This is a genomic window from Pseudomonas sp. S3_B08 (assembly GCF_054667725.1).
Map to the genome: position 1 here is coordinate 1,831,171 of NZ_CP162750.1, position 19,631 is coordinate 1,850,801.

The following is a 19,631-nucleotide window of genomic DNA, read 5'->3' on the forward strand; positions in this document are numbered from 1 at the left end:
ACACGAACAAAAGGAATCGTGCATGTTGCGTAAAACCCTCCTAGCCACCTGCTGCGCCGCCGCGCTGATCAGTGCCCCGGCGTTCGCCGCCGCGCCCAAAGAGCTGAAAAGCGAACAGGGCATTCTTGAAGTCACCACCATTGCCCAAGGCCTGGAACATCCCCGGGCACTGGCGTTTCTGCCTGATCAGAAGGGCATGCTGGTGACCGAACGTCCGGGTCATCTGCGCGTTGTGAGCAAGGACGGCAAACTGTCGGAGCCGATCAGTGGCGTGCCGCAAGTCTGGGCCAAAGGGCAGGGCGGTTTGCTTGATGTGGCGCTGTCGCCAGACTTCAAGCAGGACCGCATGGTCTATCTGTCGTATGCCGAAGGCGGTGGTGAGGGCGGCAAGGCTGGTACGGCGGTAGGGCGCGGACGGCTTTCCGATGACCTGAAGACGCTGAAGGACTTCAATGTGATCTTCCGTCAGGAACCGAAGCTGTCGGTGAGCAACCACTTCGGTTCACGGCTGGTGTTCGATCGCGACGGGTATCTGTTCATCACCCTCGGCGAAAACAACGATCGGCCGACTGCGCAGGACCTCGACAAGTTGCAAGGCAAAGTCGTACGCATCTTCCCGGATGGCAAGGTGCCGGACGATAACCCTTTTGTTGGCCAATCCGGTGTCAGGCCTGAAATCTGGTCCTACGGCCTGCGTAACCCGCAAGGCGCGGCGCTCAATCCGTGGACCGGCACGCTGTGGGAGAACGAGCACGGGCCACGTGGCGGCGACGAAGTGAACATCATCGAACGTGGCAAGAACTACGGCTGGCCGTTGGCGACCCATGGCATCAACTACTCGATGCAACCGATTCCTGAGGCGAAGGGCAAAACTGCTGAAGGCACCGTGGCGCCGCATCATGTCTGGGAAAAATCCCCCGGGGTTACCGGCATGGCCTTCTATGACGCGGATCGCTTCACGCCGTGGCAGCACAACGCGTTTATCGGCGCACTGGTGACCCAGGAGCTGATTCGCCTGCAATTCGATGGTGACAAGGTAGTCCATGAGGAGCGTTTGCTGGGTGAGTTGAATCAGCGTATCCGTGACGTGCGCCAAGGGCCGGATGGCTATCTGTATGTGCTGACGGATGAAGAGAATGGCTCGCTTTACAGGCTGGGGCTGAAATAATTGCGTGCGGTGAATGATCCGACGCCTTCGCGAGCAGGCTCGCTCCCACATTGAAATGCAGTCTCCCTGTGGGAGCGAGCCTGCTCGCGAAGAGGCCCGCGCATCTTGCGCAGACTTCGGGCAGTCCCGCATTTGGCCGAACCGCCGCCCCCTTGCCTTGTTATAGTTCGAGGCTTATTTCCCAGCCCGGTAAAGGATCACTGCCATGACTCAATACTCCGCCTTCAGCGTCGAACTGGCCGACAACATCGCCCATGTGCAGATCAATCGCCCGGAAAAGATCAACGCAATGAACGCGGCGTTCTGGAGCGAAATCGTCGAAATCTTTCACTGGGTTGACGATACCGACGAAGTCCGCGTGGTGGTGCTCAGCGGTAACGGCAAGCATTTTTCATCGGGCATCGACCTGATGATGCTCGCCGGTGTCGCCAATGAACTGGGCAAGGACGTGGGCCGTAATGCGCGCCTGTTGCGGCGCAAGATTCTCAATCTGCAAGCCTCGTTCAACGCCGTCGACAATTGCCGCAAACCGGTGCTTGCTGCAATTCAGGGCTATTGCCTGGGCGGGGCAATCGATCTGATCGCCGCCTGTGACATGCGTTATGCCGCCGAGGACGCGCAATTTTCCATCAAGGAAATTGACATCGGCATGGCCGCTGATGTCGGCACGTTGCAACGGTTGCCGCGAATCATCGGAGACGGCATGCTGCGTGAACTGGCTTACACCGGTCGCACCTTTGGCGCCGAGGAAGCACGCAGCATGGGCCTGGTCAATCGCGTCTACGGCGATAAGGACACGCTGCTCGAAGGCGTGTTCGGCATTGCCCGTGACATCGCTGCGAAGTCGCCGATCGCCGTGACCGGTACCAAGGAAATGATCAGCTACATGCGCGACCATCGCATCGACGATGGTCTTGAATACGTTGCCACCTGGAACGCCGCCATGTTGCAATCCACCGATCTGCGCGTGGCCATGGCCGCCCACATGAGCAAACAGAAACCCGAATTTCTGGATTGAGTTAATCATGATCTCTCGCTGGACCACTGCAGTACTCGACACCGATCAACCCGGCGGCTGGGCCGTAGCGCGCAGCCCCGAAGGCTTCCTGTTCGATGACAACGGCGCACTGTTCCCGCGCGAGTGGCTCAAGCGCCAGGACCTTTCAGTCCTCGCTGAGCACGGGATTGGTCATCTCGACGGCGAACCGGTCTATCTGCTTGAGTTGCACAGCGTCAGCGATGTGCCCGGTTGCGGCTGGAAGGGGCTGCGAGCGTTCATGCTCGAAGGCGATCACACGCTGTACAAAGTGCTCGGTTATGCCGCTCAGATCGGCACTTGGGCACGAGAGCATCGCTTCTGCGGCAACTGCGGCCAGCCAATGACGCAAGTCCCGCGCGAACGAGCGATGTATTGCCAGCCGTGCGATCTGCGCAGTTATCCGCGCATTTCACCAAGCATGATCGTGCTGATCACCCGTGGCGACGAAATCCTTCTGGCGCGCTCGCCGCGTTTCGTCACCGGGGTTTACAGCACGCTGGCCGGTTTCGCCGAGCCGGGGGAATCGGCCGAGGATTGCCTGATTCGCGAAGTGCGTGAAGAAGTGCAGATCGAAGTGAAGAACATCCAGTACATCGGCAGCCAGTGCTGGCCGTTCCCGCACTCGATGATGCTCGGCTTCCATGCCGAATATGCCGGTGGCGAAATTGTCTGTCAGGAAGACGAGATCGAGGACGCCCAGTGGTTCAACGTGCATGACTTGCCGCCGTTGCCGGCGTCGCGTTCAATTGCCCGTTACCTGATCGACGTCTACGTCGCGCGGCGCTTAGGCCACGCTGAACCAGTGCTGCCAGGCTAGGCGCACAGTCAGGCCAAGCACTACGGTGATGAACACTGGACGAATGAATTTGGCGCCGCCGCTGATTGCGGTGCGCGCGCCAAAGAAAGCCCCGACCATCACCGACAGGCCCATGCATAGGCCAATGATCCAGTCGACCTGTCCGGAGAAGATGAACACCGACAGCGCCGCGATGTTGCTGACAAAGTTCATGCTGCGCGCCACGCCGCTGGCCTTGACCAGGTCGATCGGGTACAGCAGCAGACTGCTCACGGTCCAGAATGCGCCCGTGCCGGGACCGGCCACGCCATCGTAGAAGCCGAGGCTGAAGCCTTGGGTCGATTGCCATTTCTTTTTGATCGGCGCGTCGCTGTCCAGCGGCGCTTTCGGCGTGCCGCCAAACAGCAAATACAGGCCACAGGCGAAAACGATCACCGGCAGCATCTTGTTCAGCCACTCGGCCGGCAGGTAATGCGCAACCACCGCGCCAGTGAGCGCGCCGACCAGGGTGCCGACAATCGCGTGGGTCCACTGGCGTGGATGAAACAGTTTGCGTTTGTAGAAGGTGAAGCTGGCGGTCGCCGAACCGAAGGTCGAGCTCAGCTTGTTGGTGCCCAGCACCAGATGCGGCGGCAGGCCCGCCGTCAGCAGCGCCGGCGTGGTCAACAGACCGCCACCGCCAGCGATGGCATCGATGAAACCGGCAAGGAAAGCAACAGCAGCCAGAATGGCCAGGGTGGTGAGGTCAACGCTGAGTTCGAAAGGCATGGAGTCGGCTTATTCGGCAAGGCGCAGAACGTGGGCTGCGGGGAGGGCGGTTATGTTACCTGTATCGAACTGTTGCGGCGAGCCAGAGCATGCCGTCGTCAATTACAGTCTGGAATACATTCCTGTGTAGGAGCTGCCGAAGGCTGCGATCTTCTCGGGCGCGGAGCGCCCCGGCTGCTGCGCGTGGGAACGATCAAATCAAGATCAAAAGATCGCAGCCTTCGGCAGCTCCTACACATGGGTGGGTTGGCTTTAGAGACCGAGTTCACTCAGCCCCGGATGATCATCCGGCCGGCGGCCCAGCGGCCAATGGAATTTGCGCTCGCTTTCCTTGATCGGCATGTCGTTGATGCAGGCATAGCGCTGGAACATCAGGCCGTTGTCATCGAACTCCCAGTTCTCGTTGCCGTACGAGCGGAACCAGTTGCCGGAATCGTCGTGCCATTCATAGGCATAACGTACCGCGATACGCGTATCGGAGTAGGCCCAGAGTTCTTTGATCAAGCGATAATCCAGTTCCTTCGCCCATTTGCGCATCAGAAACGCCTTGGCCTCTTCGCGGTTGTTGGCAAACTCGGCGCGATTGCGCCATTTGGTGTCGAGGGTGTAAGCGAGCGAAACCTTTTCCGGATCGCGGCTGTTCCAGCCATCCTCGGCCAGACGCACCTTCTCGATGGCTGACGCATGGTTGAACGGGGGCAATGGCGGACGTACCTGGGCTGCAGTCGACATGTTCAATCTCCTGTTTCATTTAATGTATGAACAACAAGTCCGGCTTATTAAGAGTTACAGGCCCAATAACTTTCGCGCCATGCATTGCGCATTATCGGCGGCACTGTGATCACCCATCACAAGCGCTATGGTAATGGCGCCTTCAATCAGGATCAGCAACTGTCTGGCCAATAGTTGCGGATCCTCGGCACCATATTCGGTACATAGCTCGCACACGTAGTCGAGCAGCTTCTGTTTGTGTTCTTTGGCCACCAGCCGCACTGGATCCTGTGGATCGCCGGTTTCGCCGCTAGTGTTGATAAAGGCGCAGCCGCGAAAGCCTTCCGAGTCGAACCAGCCCTTGAGCACAGTAAACAGGTTGAGCAGACGATCGGCCGGGGTTTCGACCTGATCGACGGCACTTGTGAACCAGTGCATCCAGCGAATATCCCGCCGTTGCAGGGCTGCGACCACCAAGGCGTCCTTATCGGCAAAGTAACGGTAAATGCTTTTTCTGGAGACGCCGGCGGTCTTCACCAGCAGATCCATGCTGGTGGCAGCGATGCCACTTTTGTAGATCAACTTTTCGGTGACATCCAGAATGATGTCGCGTGTGTCATTGCTGATTGATTCGTTCATGTGGCGAACAGTAGAACGACTGTTCTCCTTGGTCAAGCGAATTTCTTCGGCGTGTGTGAAAACGCTTTCGCGAGCAGGCTCGCTCCCACAGGGGAATGCATTTTAACGGTGGGAGCGAGCCTGCTCGCGAAGGGGCCATTACTGACACTGACAAGACCCGGCGCAGACGATGGTGTAAGCTCTCAAACTCTTCGGAATCGAACCTTGCGAGCCTTATGCCGTTGCTTTTCAAACGTTCTCTGCTGCCCAAACTGCGCAGCTTCGCGCTGACCGCCGAGGCGGTGAGCATTCTGTCCAGTGCTGCCGAATTCCGACGCTGCCTGCTCGAGCAAATCGCCGCAGCGACGCAGCGCATCTACATCGTCGCGCTGTATCTGCAGCAGGACGAAGCCGGTCAGGAAATCCTCGATGCCCTGCACGCAGCCAAGCTCAAGCGTCCCGAGCTGGAAATCGCCGTGGTGGTCGACTGGTTGCGTGCCCAGCGCGGTCTGATCGGCGCGGGCAAGCAGCCGGGCAACGCCGCCTGGTATCAGGACATGACCCGCACGCACCAGAGCGAAGTGCCGATCTACGGCGTGCCGGTGCAGACCCGCGAGCTGTTCGGCGTGCTGCACCTCAAAGGTTTCGTGATCGACGACAAGGTGGTCTACAGCGGCGCGAGTCTGAACAACGTCTACCTGCACAAACTCGACAAGTACCGCTTCGACCGCTACCACGTGCTGCACAGTCGCGAGCTGGCGGATTCGATGCATCATCTGGTCAAGCACGGCCTGATCGAATCGAAAGCCGTGCACCGCCTCGACCTGCCCAACCTGCCGACTACCCGCAGCCTGCGCAACGACATCGGCGACCTGCGCAGCCGTCTCAAGTACGCGACTTACGACACCGGGGCCGGCAGCACAAGTAAAGAAGGGCTGTCGGTCACGCCACTGCTCGGCGTCGGCAAGAACAACCCGCTGAACCGGGCGATTCTGGAACTGATTGCCAGCGCGCAAAAGCAGCTGACCATCTGCACTCCGTACTTCAACCTGCCCCTGGGCGTGATCCGTGAGATCAATCGAGCGCTGGCCCGTGGCGTGAAGATCGATATCGTGGTTGGCGACAAGACCGCCAACGATTTCTACATTCCGCCGAACGAGCCGTTCAAGGTGATCGCCGCGCTGCCGTATCTATACGAGATCAGCCTGCGCCGCTTCGCCAAACGCCATCAGCACAGCATCGACAGCGGCCAGTTGAACCTGCACCTGTGGCGCGACGGCGACAACACCTATCACCTCAAGGGCATGTGGATCGATCAGCGTTACACCTTGCTGACTGGCAACAACCTCAATCCGCGCGCGTTTCGCCTCGACCTGGAAAACGCGCTGCTGATTGAAGACCCGAAAGGCGAGTGGCTGGAGCCACGGGCGAAAGAGCTGGAAAACATCTTCCGCCATACCACGCGGATCGATAACTTCCAGTCGCTTGAAACGCTGCCGGATTACCCGGCAGGGGTGGCGAAGTTTCTCAAGCGGGTGAGTCGGGTGAGGATTGAGCGGTTGCTCTACAGGATTCTCTAGCGCGTCCGGAATTGCTTTCGCGAGCAGGCTCGCTCCCACAGGGAAATGCATTCCAACTGTGGGAGCGAGCCTGCTCGCGAAGGGGCCAGACCAGAGGCTAAAAAATCAGTTCAGACCCAACTTCCCGCGCATCATCGAAAGATCCTCCGCCAGCGTATTCACCGGCCCGACCAGCGCTTTGCGGTCGTTGTCCTTGACCTTGTCATAGGTCTCAAACCCGCCATCCGCCGTTTTGTACTTGGCGAGTATCTTGTCGACCGTGGCGAAGTTCTTGTCGACCTTGGCAACAAACGCCTTGTCCTGCTGTTCGATCTGCGGACGGAACAGATCAACGATCTTCTTCGCCCCGTCGATGTTGCCCTGGAAGTCGTACAGGTCGGTGTGGCTGTAGCGGTCTTCCTCGCCGGAAATCTTCGTCGCCGCGACTTCTTCCAACAGCGCAGCAGCGCCGCCGACGACCTTCTCTGGCGGGAAGGTCAGACCGGCCACACGGGTTTGCAGGTCCTGCACGTCTTTGTTCAAACCGTCGGCCAATGCATCCAGGCCCTTAGTGGACTTCTCCGCGAACAACGAATATTCGATCCGGTGAAAGCCAGTGAAGTCCTCGGCCTTAACGCCTTTTTCGTGATCGTCAACGCGAGAATCGATGGACGCATCGAGATCGCTGAACAGCTCGGCGATCGGCTCGATCGACTCGTAATAGACCCGCGTCGGCGCGTAGAGCTTCTGCGCGGTGGCGAGATCGCCTTTCTTCACCGCGTCGGTGAACTGCTGGGTGTGGCTGGCCAGCTCATCGAGTTTCTCGGTGACGTAAATCTTGTAGTCCGACACCGGCCCCACCAGATCCAGCGGCGCGGTCGCGGCGAACGCCGCCAGCGGGGTGTTGAGCAAACCAAGGGTCAGCAATAACGCGAGTGGCGTCTTTTTCATGGGGCGGCTCCAGTGTCGGTTGGGTGTCATGCGGTTTTGTTTTGGGAGGTGGCAGCGAGTAACGAGCGACCGATGAAGTCGTCATCGCCGGTAGCGCCGGGCAGGGTGAAGAAGTAACCGCCGCCAACCGGTTTGAGGTATTCCTCGAGCGGTTCACCGTTGAGGCGGGTCTGCACGGTGATGAAGCCTTGTTCCAGGTCAGCCTGGTAACAGATGAACAGCAGGCCCATGTCGAGCTGGCCGTTCTTGTTGACGCCGTTGGAGTAGTTGAACGGCCGGCGCAGGATCAGATTGGCCTGGGTCGCGGCGGTGCGCGGGTTGGCCAGACGAATGTGCGCATCGAGCCTGGTCAGCTTGCCGGCCGGATCCTTGCTGTAATCCGGCACTTCGCTTTCAGTGTGGCCACCGATGGGCGCGCCGCTGCTCTTGACCCGGCCGAGAATGCTTTCCTGCTCCTGCAACGGCGTGCGATCCCAGCGCTCGACGAAGTTGCGGATGATGCGTACCGCTTGATAACTGCCATGGGCAGCCCAGGCCGGCTCGTCGCTGCCCGGTTGCACCCAGACGATGCGGTCCATGGCCTTGGCGTCGTTGGAATCAGGGTTGGCCGAGCCATCGCGAAAACCGAGAAAGTTGCGCGCCGACTGCGCCGGTACGCCGGGTTTGGCCGGCGCTTGCGGCGGGACGCTGCCTTCCTGTTTCCAGCGCACCAGCAGCAGGTCAGGCAGGTTTTTGACGATGTCGCGCAGGGCGTGAATGTTGGTGTCGGCGGTGTTGGCGCAGAACTGCAGACTGAGGTCGCCATGGCAGCAATCGGCGTCCAGTGCATCGTTGGGAAAACCGACCATGCGTTGCAGACGCTTGGGCTTTGCCGCCGCGAGACCGAAGCGCTCGTCGAACAGCGAGTCGCCGACGGAAACGGTGATGGTCAGGTTGTCCGGGGTGACCACCGGGCCGAGGATGCCGGAGTCCAGCGGCGGCAGTTTCGGGTCGATCTGCGCGACCGGGCCGCCCTTCATCAAAAACGCGATGCGTTCGTTGAGGGTGCGAAACAGCCGCTCGAGGTCTTCGCGATCGCTGGCCAGCACATCGAACGCCACCAGCATCCCGGAGGCCGGGCGCGGGGTGACGATGCCGGCCTGGTGCACACCGTGGAAGTCGTGGCGGTCTTCGGTCTTGTCGCTGCTCGGCGCTTCGGTGACTTGCGCAGGCTGCGCGGCCATGGCCGGGCAACTCAGCGCCGATCCGGCAAGGGCGACACCGGCGGCGCCCATGCCCATAAGCACGCGGCGCCGTTGCAGGTTGAGAGGTTCTGAATCGTTCATCTGTCGTGGTCTTCTGCTTACAGGCCGGAAAGGCCGAGGGCGGGGTCGATGCCATCCAGTGCCGTGGCCAGAGCCTTGGCTTTGGCGGCGATCTGCTGGCGTTGCGCAGCGGTCACGGCGTCGTAACTGACGTAGCCATCGGCGGATTTGAAGGCGTTGAGCTGGCTGTCGAAATCGTCCAGCGCCTGGTCGATCTTCGGCAACAGCTCAGCAGCGGATTTGCTCAGCATCGGGCGCAACAGGTCGACGACCTTGCGCGCAGTCTGCGCGTTGGCGGCGAAACCGTTGAGGTCGCTGTGGCTGTAGCGTTCTTCTTCGCCGCTGCCGGCGCGCACATCGGCGAGGCTGTTGAGGTTGCGCACGACGATACTCACCAGTTGCTCCGGTGGCAGCGACTGCGCGAGCAACTGTTGCTTGAGGGTGGTGACATCTGCGAGCAAGCGCTGGGCAATCGGCGCAACGTTGTCGAGATTGCGCTGCTGGAACAGCGCGTATTCGAGGCGATGGAAACCGACGAACGCCGGATCCTGCTCGCGCTTTTCGAAATAATCGGCGCGGGCATTGATGTGGTTGTCCAGCTCGGCCAGACGCTGCGCCGCCGGCGCCAGACGCTGATAGGCAGCACGCGCCGGCAGGTACAACGCTTGCGCCTGCGCCAGATCACCACTGGCGATCGCCTGATTCAGCGCCGTCGCCGCTTTGATCAACGCGCTGCCCTGAACGGCCAGATACACGCGAAATTCCGACAGCGGCCCGACGAACGCGACCATCGACGGCTTGGCCTTGGCCGCGGCATCCGAGGCTGCCGTCGGCGTCACGTGCAAAGTGCCGCGCGGGTTGCTGAGCAAGCCGCAGGTGATCGCATAGTCGCCCGGTTGCAGGTTGGCGTTAATCACCTGGCTCAGGCCCGGCGCGATGTTTTCCCGCTCTTCGACCACCAGCACGCCGTCGAGAATTTCCCACTCGACCGCCCGCTCGGAGCGGTTGACGATGCGGAAACTGGCGCGGCCGGCGGGCACCGTCAGTGTGTTCGGCTCGCAACTGTGCGGATGGATGTTGACGACGATTTCGTCATGGTTGTGCTGACGCTTGGCGGCGGCCATGTTCGAGGCGTACCAGAACAGCCCGCCGGCGGCGACCATCAGCAGCACCGAGCCGGCCAGCGCCCAACGCAGGGCCGGAGGGGTTTGGGTAGTAGACATGAAGGGCCTTATTGGCTGGAAACGGAAGTCGTTGGCGTCGCCTGGCGCGGCGCGGGCATGAAGAACATCACCAGCGCCAGCAGCAGATAAACCAGGTACGCGCCAAGAGTGCTGACGGTCGGCGCATCCTGATAGCCGAACATGCCGGCCAGCACCGAGCCCAGCGGGCCGTCCATCGGCAGCGTCGCGCTGAAGTCGAACAGCACCGTTTGCAGGTGATTCCACAGCCCGGCTTCATGCAGCGCCTGCACCGAGTTGGCGAGGATCCCGGCAGCGACCACGAGGATGAACAATCCGGTCCACTTGAAGAATGCCGACAGATTCAGGCGCATGCTGCCGCTGTAGATCAGGAAACCGACAATCACCGCCAGGATCAGGCCGAGCAGGGCGCCGATCGGCGCGCCCGGGCCTTCGCTTTGCTGGAACACGGCGAGCAGGAAGAATACGGTTTCCAGGCCTTCGCGAGCGACGGCGAAAAACACCATGGCGATCAGTGCAATCACTTGATGCCTGGATTGCGTCAGCGCTTGATCCAGAGAGGCTTGCAGCGAGTGCTTGATCGACCGCGCGACCTTGCGCATCCAGAACACCATCGAACTGAGAATACCCACGGCGACCAGACCGACGACGCCCTCGAACAACTCCTGCTGCTTCTGTGGGAATTCAGCGCTCACCAACTCCAGGCCACCGCCGACCAGCAGGGCAAGGGCAGCAGCGAGGAAGACGCCGATCCACACCGCTGGCATCCATTGGCCACGGCCGGTCTGCTGCAAATAACTGGCAATGATGCCGACGATGAGCGCGGCCTCGATGCCTTCGCGCAACATGATCAAAAAGGGAACGAGCATTGGCGAGCCACAGCGATTTAGATAGGAGGCTAAGTTGTAACATAATGACACTCATTCCCAAATGGCATTCATTGACATTTAGCTGAACGCTAGCTGAACAACTGTGATTCCTGTGGGAGCGAGCCTGCTCGCGAATGCGGTATGCCTGTGACATTTGTTTATCTGACACATCGCGTTCGCGAGCAGGCTCGCTCCCACATTGGCCCTGCGGTGAAATCAGCAGCTGGGTTAAGATGCCCACCACCCAAAAAACAATAAGGCTCATCTCGCTCCATGGCGGAAAAAGACACCATTGCCATTCAACTGGTGCGCGAAGCGCTGCTGCAAAGTTGTGCCCCGGGTGCGGCAACGGATGAGGCGTTGAGCAAGGTCGGCATCGATCCGGCTTTGTTAGCGGCCGATGAGGGCAGGGTGCCGGCCTCGCAATACGCCAGACTCTGGCGCCTGCTGGCGCGACGCTGTGATGACGAGTTCTTCGGCATGGACCCGCGCCCGCTCAAATCCGGCAGCCTGGCGTTTTTGTGTCGCAGCGCCATGGCGCAACCGACGCTGGCGGCGGCGCTGGATACTGGTCTGACGTTCCTGTCGCTGATGCTGGAAAAACTGCCGGCGCAACTGGTGCATCAGCAGAGCCTTGCGGAAATCGTCCTGCTCGAAGACGACGCCGAACCGCGCCGCGCCTTCACCTACTTTACTTACTGGATGATCGTGCACGGCGTCGCGTGCTGGCTGGCCGGGCGGCGGATTCCGATTCTGGCGATTGAACTGCGCTGCGCTGAACCGGATTTCACTGATGACTATCGGGTGATGTTTTCCGAAAACCTGCGGTTTGAGCGCCCACGTACGCGGATGATCTTTTCCGCCGATTGCCTCGATCTGCCGATCAAGCGCAGTGCCGAAGAACTCAAGCGCTTTCTCGCCCAGGCGCCGGCCAACATTCTGGTCAAGTACCGCGACCCCGACAGCCTCGCCAGTCGGATCAAGCAGGATCTGCGGCAAGTGCCCGCCGAGCATTGGCCGGAAACCGAGGCGCTGGCTCAGCAATTTTGTATGTCCGCGTCGACATTACGCCGGCGTCTGGCCGAGGAAGGGCAGACCTATCAGGGCCTCAAGGACAGCGTGCGCAAGGAGCTGGCAATCACTTGGCTGGCGGAGCCTTCGATCAGTTTTGTCGAGATTGCTGCACGGCTGGGCTTTGCTGATGCCAGTTCGTTCTACAAAGCGTTTCGCAAGTGGTCGGGGTCGAACCCAGGGCATTACCGGACGCTGATCCTCAATGAGGTGGTCTGACCCGACGCCTTCGCGAGCAGGCTCGCTCCCACATTTTTGAAATGCGTTCCCCTGTAGGCGCTGCCGAAGGCTGCGATCTTTTGATCTTGTACTTGATGGTAAAAATCAAGATCAAAAGATCGCAGCCTCGTTGCACTCGTCAGCTCCTACAGGGCATGCGGCCGCAACCTCTTGGCCAAACCAGTCAACCACGTTGATAGCTTTGACCATTGCCCCAAGGCCCGCGCGGCGCGACTATCCCTGTGTTGTTTACGGTTCCCAGCCTAATAAAAACACCGAGGGATTCTGGCAATGCGCGATTACTTGTCTGCCACCGAACAGTTCGATTATCAGCACACTGTCGATGCGTCGCTCAGCGGCACGCTGGCGGCACTCAACGCCTGCGTTGAATGTTGCGACCGCCATGCCTTGCCCGGGCGCATTGCGTTGTTCTGGGAAGGTCGCGACGGCTCAAGTGCGACTTACACCTTCACTGATCTGCAAGACAAAGCCGCGCGTTTCGCCAATTTCCTCCTCGCCCAGGGCGTGCAGAAGGGCGATAAAGTCGCTGGCCTGCTGCCACGCAACGTCGAATTGCTCATCACCGTGCTCGCCACCTGGCGCATCGGCGCGGTGTATCAGCCGCTATTCACCGCATTCGGGCCGAAAGCGCTAGAGCACCGCCTGAACAGCTCGGGGGCTAAAATCGTGGTCACCGACGCGGTCAACCGGCCCAAGCTCAATGAAGTCAGCGCATGCCCGACCATCGTCACCGTGGCCGGCGCCAAAGGTCAGGGCATTGTTCGTGGTGATTTCAGTTTCTGGGCTGAGCTGGCCAACCACTCCAATGTTTGCGAACCGGTATTGCTGACCGGCGAAGACCCGTTCCTGCTGATGTTCACCTCGGGCACCACTGGCCCTGCGAAAGCCTTGGCGGTGCCGCTCAAAGCCATCGTCGCTTTCCAGAGCTACACCCGCGATGCGGTGGACCTGCGTCCCGAAGACGCGTTCTGGAACGTCGCCGATCCGGGCTGGGCCTATGGCATCTATTTCGGCGTCACCGGGCCATTGGCGCTGGGGCACCCGATTACCTTCTATGATGGCCCGTTCACCCTCGAAAGCACCTGCCGGGTGATCAACAAATACGGCATTACCAATCTCACCGGCTCGCCCACTGCCTATCGTTTGCTGATTGCCGGTGGCGAGGAGTTCGCCAGATCGATCAAGGGCAAACTGCGCATCGTCAGCAGCGCCGGTGAGCCGCTGAACCCGGAAGTGATCCGCTGGTTCGCCGATAACCTCGACGTGGTCATCCACGACCACTACGGCCAGACCGAACTGGGCATGGTGCTGTGCAATCATCACGGCCTCGAGCACCCGGTGCATGTCGGCGCGGCCGGTTTCGCTTCGCCGGGCCATCGCATTGTCGTGCTTGATGAGCAGTACAACGAACTCGGCGTCGGTCAACCGGGCATTCTCGCCATCGACCGCCCGCAGTCGCCGATGTGCTGGTTCGGCGGCTACGAAGGCGCGCCGACCAAGGCCTTCGTCGGCAACTACTACCTGAGCGGCGACACCGTGGAGTGGAATCCGGACGGCAGCATCAGCTTCGTCGGCCGCAGTGATGATGTGATCACCACTTCGGGCTACCGCGTCGGCCCGTTCGACGTGGAAAGCGCGCTGATCGAACACCCGGCCGTGGTCGAGGCGGCGGTCGTCGGCAAACCCGACCCGGAACGCACCGAACTGGTTAAAGCCTTTGTCGTGCTGAGCGCCCAGTACCGCGCCGCGCCGGAGTTGGCCGAAGAACTGCGCCAACACGTGCGCAAGCGTCTGGCCGCGCATTCGTACCCGCGTGAAATCGAATTTGTCAGCGAATTGCCCAAAACCCCGAGTGGCAAATTGCAGCGCTTTATCTTGCGCAACCAGGAAATCGCCAAGGCTCAAGAGGCCGCGGCGCACAGAGTTTCAGCTTGAATCCAAGGGAACACCGTCATGCAGATCGAGAACAAGGTTTTTATCGTCACCGGCGGCGCGTCAGGCCTCGGTGCCGCGAGCGCGGAATTGCTGGTCAGTGCCGGCGCCAAAGTCATGCTGGTCGACATGAACGCTGAAGCCGTCGCCGCTCAGGCGCAGCGCCTGGGTGCGCAAAGCGTGGTTGCCGACATCAGCAATGAAGCCGACGCCGAAGCCGCTGTGCAGGCGACCGTTGCCGCATTTGGCAGCCTCAACGGCCTGATCAACTGCGCCGGCATCGTTCGCGGCGAGAAAATTCTCGGCAAGAACGGCCCGCACGCCCTGAGCAGTTTTGCTCAAGTGATCAACGTCAACCTGATCGGCAGTTTCAACATGCTGCGCCTGGCTGCGGCGGCGATCGCCGAGAGCGAAGCCAATGCTGACGGCGAGCGTGGAGTGATCATCAACACCGCCTCGGTCGCAGCGTTCGACGGCCAGATTGGCCAGGCCGCGTACTCGGCCTCGAAAGGTGCGATCGCCAGCCTGACTCTGCCGGCCGCCCGCGAGCTGGCGCGCTTCGGCATCCGCGTGATGACCATCGCACCGGGCATTTTCGAAACGCCGATGATGGCCGGCATGACCCCGGAAGTGCGCGATTCGCTGGCCGCGGGTGTGCCATTCCCGCCGCGTCTGGGCAAGCCTGCCGAATACGCCGCGCTCGTGCGCCACATCATCGAAAACAGCATGCTCAACGGCGAGGTGATCCGTCTCGACGGCGCCTTGCGCATGGCCGCCAAGTAAGGAGGATTAGTCATGACTATGTCCAATGATCCGATTGTTATCGTCAGCGCCGTCCGCACGCCGATGGGCGGTTTTCAAGGTGAACTGAAAAGCCTCACCGCACCGCAACTCGGCGCGGCGGCGATCAAGGCTGCGGTCGAACGCGCCGGTGTCGCCAGCGACGCGGTTGATGAAGTGCTGTTTGGTTGCGTACTGCCCGCCGGCCTCGGTCAGGCGCCGGCACGTCAGGCTGCGCTGGGCGCCGGGCTGGATAAATCGACGCGCTGCACCACGGTGAACAAGATGTGCGGCTCGGGCATGCAGACCACCATCATGGCTCACGACATGCTGCTTGCCGGCAGCGCCGACGTGGTGATCGCCGGCGGCATGGAAAGCATGTCCAACTCGCCGTACCTGCTCGATCGCGCCCGCGCCGGCTATCGCATGGGTCATGGCCGCGTGCTTGATTCGATGTTCCTCGACGGCCTCGAAGACGCCTACGACAAGGGCCGCCTGATGGGCACCTTCGCCGAGGATTGCGCCGAGGCCAACAGCTTCAGCCGCGAAGCGCAGGATGCTTTCGCCATTACCTCGACTACCCGCGCGCAACAGGCGATCAAGGATGGCAGCTTCAAGGACGAAATCGTCCCGCTGACTGTGAGTGTCGGTAAAGAGCAGGTGGTGATCAGCAACGATGAACAGCCGCCAAAAGCCAAACTCGACAAGGTTGCCTCGCTGAAACCGGCGTTCCGCGAGGGCGGCACGGTCACCGCGGCCAACTCCAGCTCGATTTCCGACGGTGCGGCGGCGCTGGTGCTGATGCGCCAGTCCCACGCGCAGCAACTGGGCCTCAAGCCGCTGGCGGTGATTCATGGGCATGCTGCGTTCGCTGATACCCCTGGCCTGTTTCCCACCGCGCCAATTGGCGCGATCAAGAAACTGGTGAACAAGACCGGTTGGGCGCTGGATCAGGTGGATCTGTTTGAAGTGAACGAGGCGTTTGCCGTGGTCGGCATGGCGGCGATGACGCACCTGGAGATTCCCCACGACAAGCTCAATGTGCATGGCGGCGCCTGCGCGCTGGGCCATCCGATCGGCGCCTCGGGAGCGAGGATTCTGGTGACGTTGCTCGCGGCACTGCGGCAGAAACAACTCAAGCGCGGCATTGCAGCGATCTGCATTGGCGGCGGCGAAGCCACGGCCATGGCTGTGGAATGCGTTTACTGAAGGCATCGCCGATCAACTGTGGGAGCGAGCCTGCTCGCGAAGACGTCGTTTCAGCCAGCACATGCGTGACTGACACACCGCTTTCGCGAGCAGGCTCGCTCCCACAGCGTTCAATGTCGTACTCAGATTTCAAGGAATCACCATGATCCCCAACGAAGACCAGACCCAGATCCGCGACATGGCCCGGCAGTTTGCCGAGGAACGGCTCAAGCCGTTCGCCGCCGAGTGGGATCGCGAGCACCGTTTCCCCAAGGAAGCCATCGCCGAGATGGCTGAGCTGGGCTTCTTCGGCATGCTCGTGCCGGAGCAGTGGGGCGGCTGTGACACCGGCTACCTCGCGTACGCCATGGCTTTGGAAGAAATCGCCGCAGGCGACGGTGCCTGCTCGACGATCATGAGCGTGCACAACTCGGTCGGCTGTGTGCCGATTCTCAAGTTCGGCAATGACGACCAGCGCGAGCGCTTCCTCAAACCGTTGGCCAGCGGCGCGATGCTCGGCGCCTTCGCCCTCACCGAACCCCAGGCTGGTTCCGATGCCAGCAGCCTGAAAACCCGCGCACGACTGGAAGGCGATCACTACGTGCTCAACGGCTGCAAACAGTTCATCACCTCCGGGCAGAACGCCGGCATCGTGATCGTGTTTGCCGTGACTGACCCGAGCGCCGGCAAGCGCGGGATCAGCGCGTTTATCGTGCCGACCGACTCGCCGGGCTACAAAGTCGCGCGGGTCGAAGACAAACTCGGCCAGCACGCGTCCGACACCTGCCAGATTCTTTTTGAAGATGTGAAAGTGCCGGTCGCCAACCGCCTTGGCGAGGAGGGCGAGGGCTACAAGATTGCCTTGGCCAACCTTGAAGGCGGCCGCGTCGGTATCGCCTCGCAAGCCGTCGGCATGGCCCGCGCCGCGTTCGAAGCCGCTCGTGATTACGCCCGCGAGCGTGACACCTTCGGCAAGCCGATCATCGAGCATCAGGCCGTGGCGTTCCGCCTGGCGGACATGGCCACGCAAATTGCCGTCGCCCGGCAAATGGTGCATTACGCCGCAGCCTTGCGTGACAGCGGCCAACCGGCGCTGGTCGAGGCGTCGATGGCCAAGCTGTTCGCCTCGGAAATGGCTGAGAAGGTCTGCTCCATGGCCTTGCAAACCCTTGGCGGTTACGGTTACCTCAACGACTTTCCGCTGGAACGCATCTACCGCGACGTGCGCGTCTGCCAGATCTACGAAGGCACCAGCGACATTCAGCGCATGGTCATTTCGCGCAATCTCTGACAAGGAATTTTATTCATGACTTACGAAACGATTCTGCTGGAAACCCGCGACCGCGTCGGCCTGATCACCCTCAACCGGCCACAGGCATTGAACGCGCTGAACGCGCAACTGGTCAGCGAAGTGAACCACGCCCTCGATACGCTGGAAGCCGATGCGCACATTGGCTGCATCGTCCTCACCGGTTCGAAAAAAGCTTTCGCCGCTGGCGCCGACATCAAGGAAATGGCTGAGCTGACCTATCCGCAGATCTACATGGACGATCTGTTCAGCGACAGCGATCGCGTGGCCAACCGGCGCAAGCCGATCATCGCCGCGGTCAATGGTTTCGCCCTCGGCGGCGGCTGTGAACTGGCACTGATGTGCGACTTCATTCTGGCTGGCGACAACGCCAGATTCGGCCAGCCGGAAATCAACCTCGGCGTGCTGCCGGGCATGGGCGGCACCCAGCGCCTGACCCGCGCGGTGGGCAAAGCCAAGGCCATGGAAATGTGCCTGAGCGGGCGCATGATCGACGCGGTGGAAGCCGAGCGCTGCGGCATCGTCGCGCGGATCGTGCCAAGCGATGAGCTGCTTGATGAAGCGCTGAAAGTCGCGGCGGTGATCGCCGGCAAATCACTGCCGATTGCGATGATGATCAAGGAGAGCGTCAACCGCGCGTTCGAGGTCAACCTGAGCGAGGGCGTGCGTTTCGAGCGCCGGGTGTTTCATGCAGCGTTTGCGACGCAGGATCAGAAGGAAGGGATGGCGGCGTTTATTGCCAAGCGTCAGGCTGAATTCCAAGGCAAATAGTGTGTGAGCTTCAAAAGCCCCTCACCCTAGCCCTCTCCTGTATGTACCGGACACATGGTGGACAGGTGTTCGGAGACATGGTGGACACTTTTTAATAGGCACATTGCTCATCATCAAGGAAATGACCTGTGTCCTGGCAAGAGGCATCCACCATGCAACTTCGTACAGAGTTTGTGCATTTGGTTCGGCAAGAAGGGGTGAATATTCGGCAGCTTTGCCGTCGATTCAATATCAGCCCAAGTACTGCCTACAAATGGCTCAACAGGTTTGAAACCTCGGGTGCAGAGGGCTTGCACGATCAGTCCCGGCGACCAAAAACATCCCCCAAACGTTGTGCTGATGAGGTTGAGCAGCAAATTTTGACCATGAGTCAGCAATACGAGGCTTGGGGCGCCCGCAAGCTCAAGCGCGTGCTGGAAGATGAAGGCGCTGTGATGCCCTCCGTCAGCACGGTGCATGCGGTTTTGCAGCGTCATTCGCGTGTTGATCCAAAGGCTGCCGAGATCAAACCATTTATCCGCTTTGAGCACGAGGCGCCTAACGATCTATGGCAGATCGACTTCAAGGGACATTTCAGTCTGAGCCACGGACGTTGTCATCCATTCACAGCCCTGGATGATCACTCACGCTTTTCGCTGTGCATTGCCGCATGTGCCAATGAACAGCGCCAAACGGTACAGGACCATCTAATCCGGTCGTTTCGACGCTACGGCCTGCCGTTGCGCATGACGATGGACAACGGCTCGCCATGGGGCGATCAGACAGGCGTTTACACCGCGCTGGAAGTCTGGCTGATGAGCCAGGGCATCAAGGTCGGCCACTCCCGGCCTTATCACCCGCAGACTCAGGGAAAACTGGAGCGCTTCCACCGCAGCCTGAAAAATGAAGTCCTGCAAGGCCGGTTTTTCACCGATCTCGACGACGCACAACGGGCGTTTGATACCTGGCGCGACATCTACAACCAGAAACGCCCTCATCAGGCGCTGGGCATGGCGGTGCCGGCGACTCGTTACAGTGGCAGCCCACGGGAATATCAGGAGCAACCGGCGGAGCCGGAGTACAACGACGCAGATGTGGTCAGGAAGGTACAGGTGGGAGGCGAAATCTTCTGGAGGAATCGGGAATACAAGATCGGAAAGGCTTTTTATGGCAGGTGCATAGCGATCAGGGAGACGACGGAGGACGGCATCCACGATGTCTACTGGAGTAGACATCGTGTCGCTCGAATCGACTTGAACTTGCAGATCGTGACGGCAGGTAAGAAGATCTAAAACCGTCCACCATGTCTCCGAACATGTGTCCACCATGTCCCCGGTACATACACTCCCCAGGGAGAGGGGACTGACCGCGTGATA

Annotated in this window: 18 protein-coding genes; 11 read left to right on the forward strand and 7 right to left on the reverse strand. The window is 60.5% G+C overall.

Annotation, left to right across the window (positions count from 1 at the left end; genetic code table 11):
* Positions 1 to 22 precede the first annotated feature (22 nt).
* The 3 genes from AB4N73_RS08455 (at position 23) to nudC (ending at position 3,024) form a co-directional block, all read left to right on the forward strand.
* Positions 23 to 1,168 carry a PQQ-dependent sugar dehydrogenase gene (locus AB4N73_RS08455; protein WP_460143247.1) on the forward strand — a complete coding sequence of 382 codons (1,146 nt, stop codon included), beginning with the start codon at positions 23 to 25 and terminating at the stop codon, positions 1,166 to 1,168.
* Between the two features lie 205 nt (positions 1,169 to 1,373).
* Entirely contained in the window at positions 1,374 to 2,186 is an 813-nt protein-coding gene (locus AB4N73_RS08460; RefSeq protein WP_310215941.1) for a crotonase/enoyl-CoA hydratase family protein, read from the forward strand.
* Positions 2,187 to 2,193: 7 nt separating this feature from the next.
* The gene (gene nudC / locus AB4N73_RS08465) at positions 2,194 to 3,024 is read left to right on the forward strand and encodes an NAD(+) diphosphatase (RefSeq protein WP_095180000.1); all 831 of its coding nucleotides are present in this window, start codon (positions 2,194 to 2,196) and stop codon (positions 3,022 to 3,024) included.
* Here nudC and AB4N73_RS08470 read toward each other — a convergent pair.
* The 3 genes from AB4N73_RS08470 to AB4N73_RS08480 form a co-directional block, all read right to left on the reverse strand.
* A complete protein-coding gene (locus AB4N73_RS08470) occupies positions 2,992 to 3,771 on the reverse strand; it encodes a TSUP family transporter (RefSeq protein WP_016774706.1) in 780 nt (259 codons plus the stop codon). The two genes, nudC and AB4N73_RS08470, sit on opposite strands and share 33 nt — an antisense overlap.
* A 252-nt stretch (positions 3,772 to 4,023) precedes the next feature.
* Entirely contained in the window at positions 4,024 to 4,503 is a 480-nt protein-coding gene (locus tag AB4N73_RS08475; RefSeq protein ID WP_460143248.1) for a nuclear transport factor 2 family protein, read from the reverse strand.
* Between the two features lie 54 nt (positions 4,504 to 4,557).
* Entirely contained in the window at positions 4,558 to 5,121 is a 564-nt protein-coding gene (locus tag AB4N73_RS08480) for a TetR/AcrR family transcriptional regulator (protein WP_460062419.1), read from the reverse strand.
* Between the two features lie 215 nt (positions 5,122 to 5,336).
* Here AB4N73_RS08480 and pssA point away from each other — a divergent pair, with 215 nt between their 5' ends.
* The gene (gene pssA, locus AB4N73_RS08485; protein ID WP_460143249.1) at positions 5,337 to 6,680 is read left to right on the forward strand and encodes a CDP-diacylglycerol--serine O-phosphatidyltransferase; all 1,344 of its coding nucleotides are present in this window, start codon (positions 5,337 to 5,339) and stop codon (positions 6,678 to 6,680) included.
* Between the two features lie 105 nt (positions 6,681 to 6,785).
* Here pssA and efeO (AB4N73_RS08490) read toward each other — a convergent pair whose 3' ends face one another.
* The 4 genes from efeO (AB4N73_RS08490) to efeU are packed head-to-tail and all read right to left on the reverse strand — an operon-like array spanning position 6,786 to position 10,985.
* Positions 6,786 to 7,610 carry an iron uptake system protein EfeO gene (gene efeO, locus AB4N73_RS08490; protein WP_252867591.1) on the reverse strand — a complete coding sequence of 275 codons (825 nt, stop codon included), beginning with the start codon at positions 7,608 to 7,610 and terminating at the stop codon, positions 6,786 to 6,788.
* A gap of 26 nt (positions 7,611 to 7,636) precedes the next feature.
* A complete protein-coding gene (gene efeB, locus AB4N73_RS08495) occupies positions 7,637 to 8,935 on the reverse strand; it encodes an iron uptake transporter deferrochelatase/peroxidase subunit (protein ID WP_460061317.1) in 1,299 nt (432 codons plus the stop codon).
* A gap of 17 nt (positions 8,936 to 8,952) precedes the next feature.
* Complete coding sequence (gene efeO, locus AB4N73_RS08500) at positions 8,953 to 10,137, reverse strand: iron uptake system protein EfeO (RefSeq protein WP_460143250.1); 1,185 nt, start codon at positions 10,135 to 10,137, stop codon at positions 8,953 to 8,955.
* 8 nt (positions 10,138 to 10,145) lie between these two features.
* Positions 10,146 to 10,985 (reverse strand): iron uptake transporter permease EfeU, encoded by an 840-nt coding sequence (efeU, locus tag AB4N73_RS08505; RefSeq protein ID WP_460095404.1) that lies wholly within the window; start codon positions 10,983 to 10,985, stop codon positions 10,146 to 10,148.
* Positions 10,986 to 11,258: 273 nt separating this feature from the next.
* On the opposite strand from efeU, the gene AB4N73_RS08510 reads away from it, so the two are divergent.
* The 7 genes from AB4N73_RS08510 (at position 11,259) to AB4N73_RS08540 (ending at position 19,547) form a co-directional block, all read left to right on the forward strand.
* Positions 11,259 to 12,275 (forward strand): AraC family transcriptional regulator, encoded by a 1,017-nt coding sequence (locus tag AB4N73_RS08510; protein WP_406229119.1) that lies wholly within the window; start codon positions 11,259 to 11,261, stop codon positions 12,273 to 12,275.
* A gap of 291 nt (positions 12,276 to 12,566) precedes the next feature.
* Positions 12,567 to 14,231, forward strand: a complete 1,665-nt coding sequence (locus AB4N73_RS08515; protein WP_460143251.1) for an AMP-binding protein — start codon at positions 12,567 to 12,569, stop codon at positions 14,229 to 14,231.
* An 18-nt stretch (positions 14,232 to 14,249) separates the two neighbouring features.
* On the forward strand, positions 14,250 to 15,011 hold the full coding sequence (locus AB4N73_RS08520; protein WP_460143252.1) for an SDR family NAD(P)-dependent oxidoreductase: 762 nt from the start codon (positions 14,250 to 14,252) through the stop codon (positions 15,009 to 15,011).
* A 12-nt stretch (positions 15,012 to 15,023) separates the two neighbouring features.
* Positions 15,024 to 16,217, forward strand: a complete 1,194-nt coding sequence (locus AB4N73_RS08525; protein WP_460143253.1) for an acetyl-CoA C-acyltransferase — start codon at positions 15,024 to 15,026, stop codon at positions 16,215 to 16,217.
* A 142-nt stretch (positions 16,218 to 16,359) separates the two neighbouring features.
* Positions 16,360 to 17,487, forward strand: coding sequence for an acyl-CoA dehydrogenase (locus AB4N73_RS08530; RefSeq protein ID WP_073474453.1), 1,128 nt, complete (start codon positions 16,360 to 16,362; stop codon positions 17,485 to 17,487).
* 15 nt (positions 17,488 to 17,502) lie between these two features.
* The gene (locus AB4N73_RS08535; protein ID WP_095180013.1) at positions 17,503 to 18,276 is read left to right on the forward strand and encodes an enoyl-CoA hydratase; all 774 of its coding nucleotides are present in this window, start codon (positions 17,503 to 17,505) and stop codon (positions 18,274 to 18,276) included.
* A gap of 128 nt (positions 18,277 to 18,404) precedes the next feature.
* Positions 18,405 to 19,547 (forward strand): IS481 family transposase, encoded by a 1,143-nt coding sequence (locus tag AB4N73_RS08540; protein ID WP_460143254.1) that lies wholly within the window; start codon positions 18,405 to 18,407, stop codon positions 19,545 to 19,547.
* Positions 19,548 to 19,631: the final 84 nt, after the last annotated feature.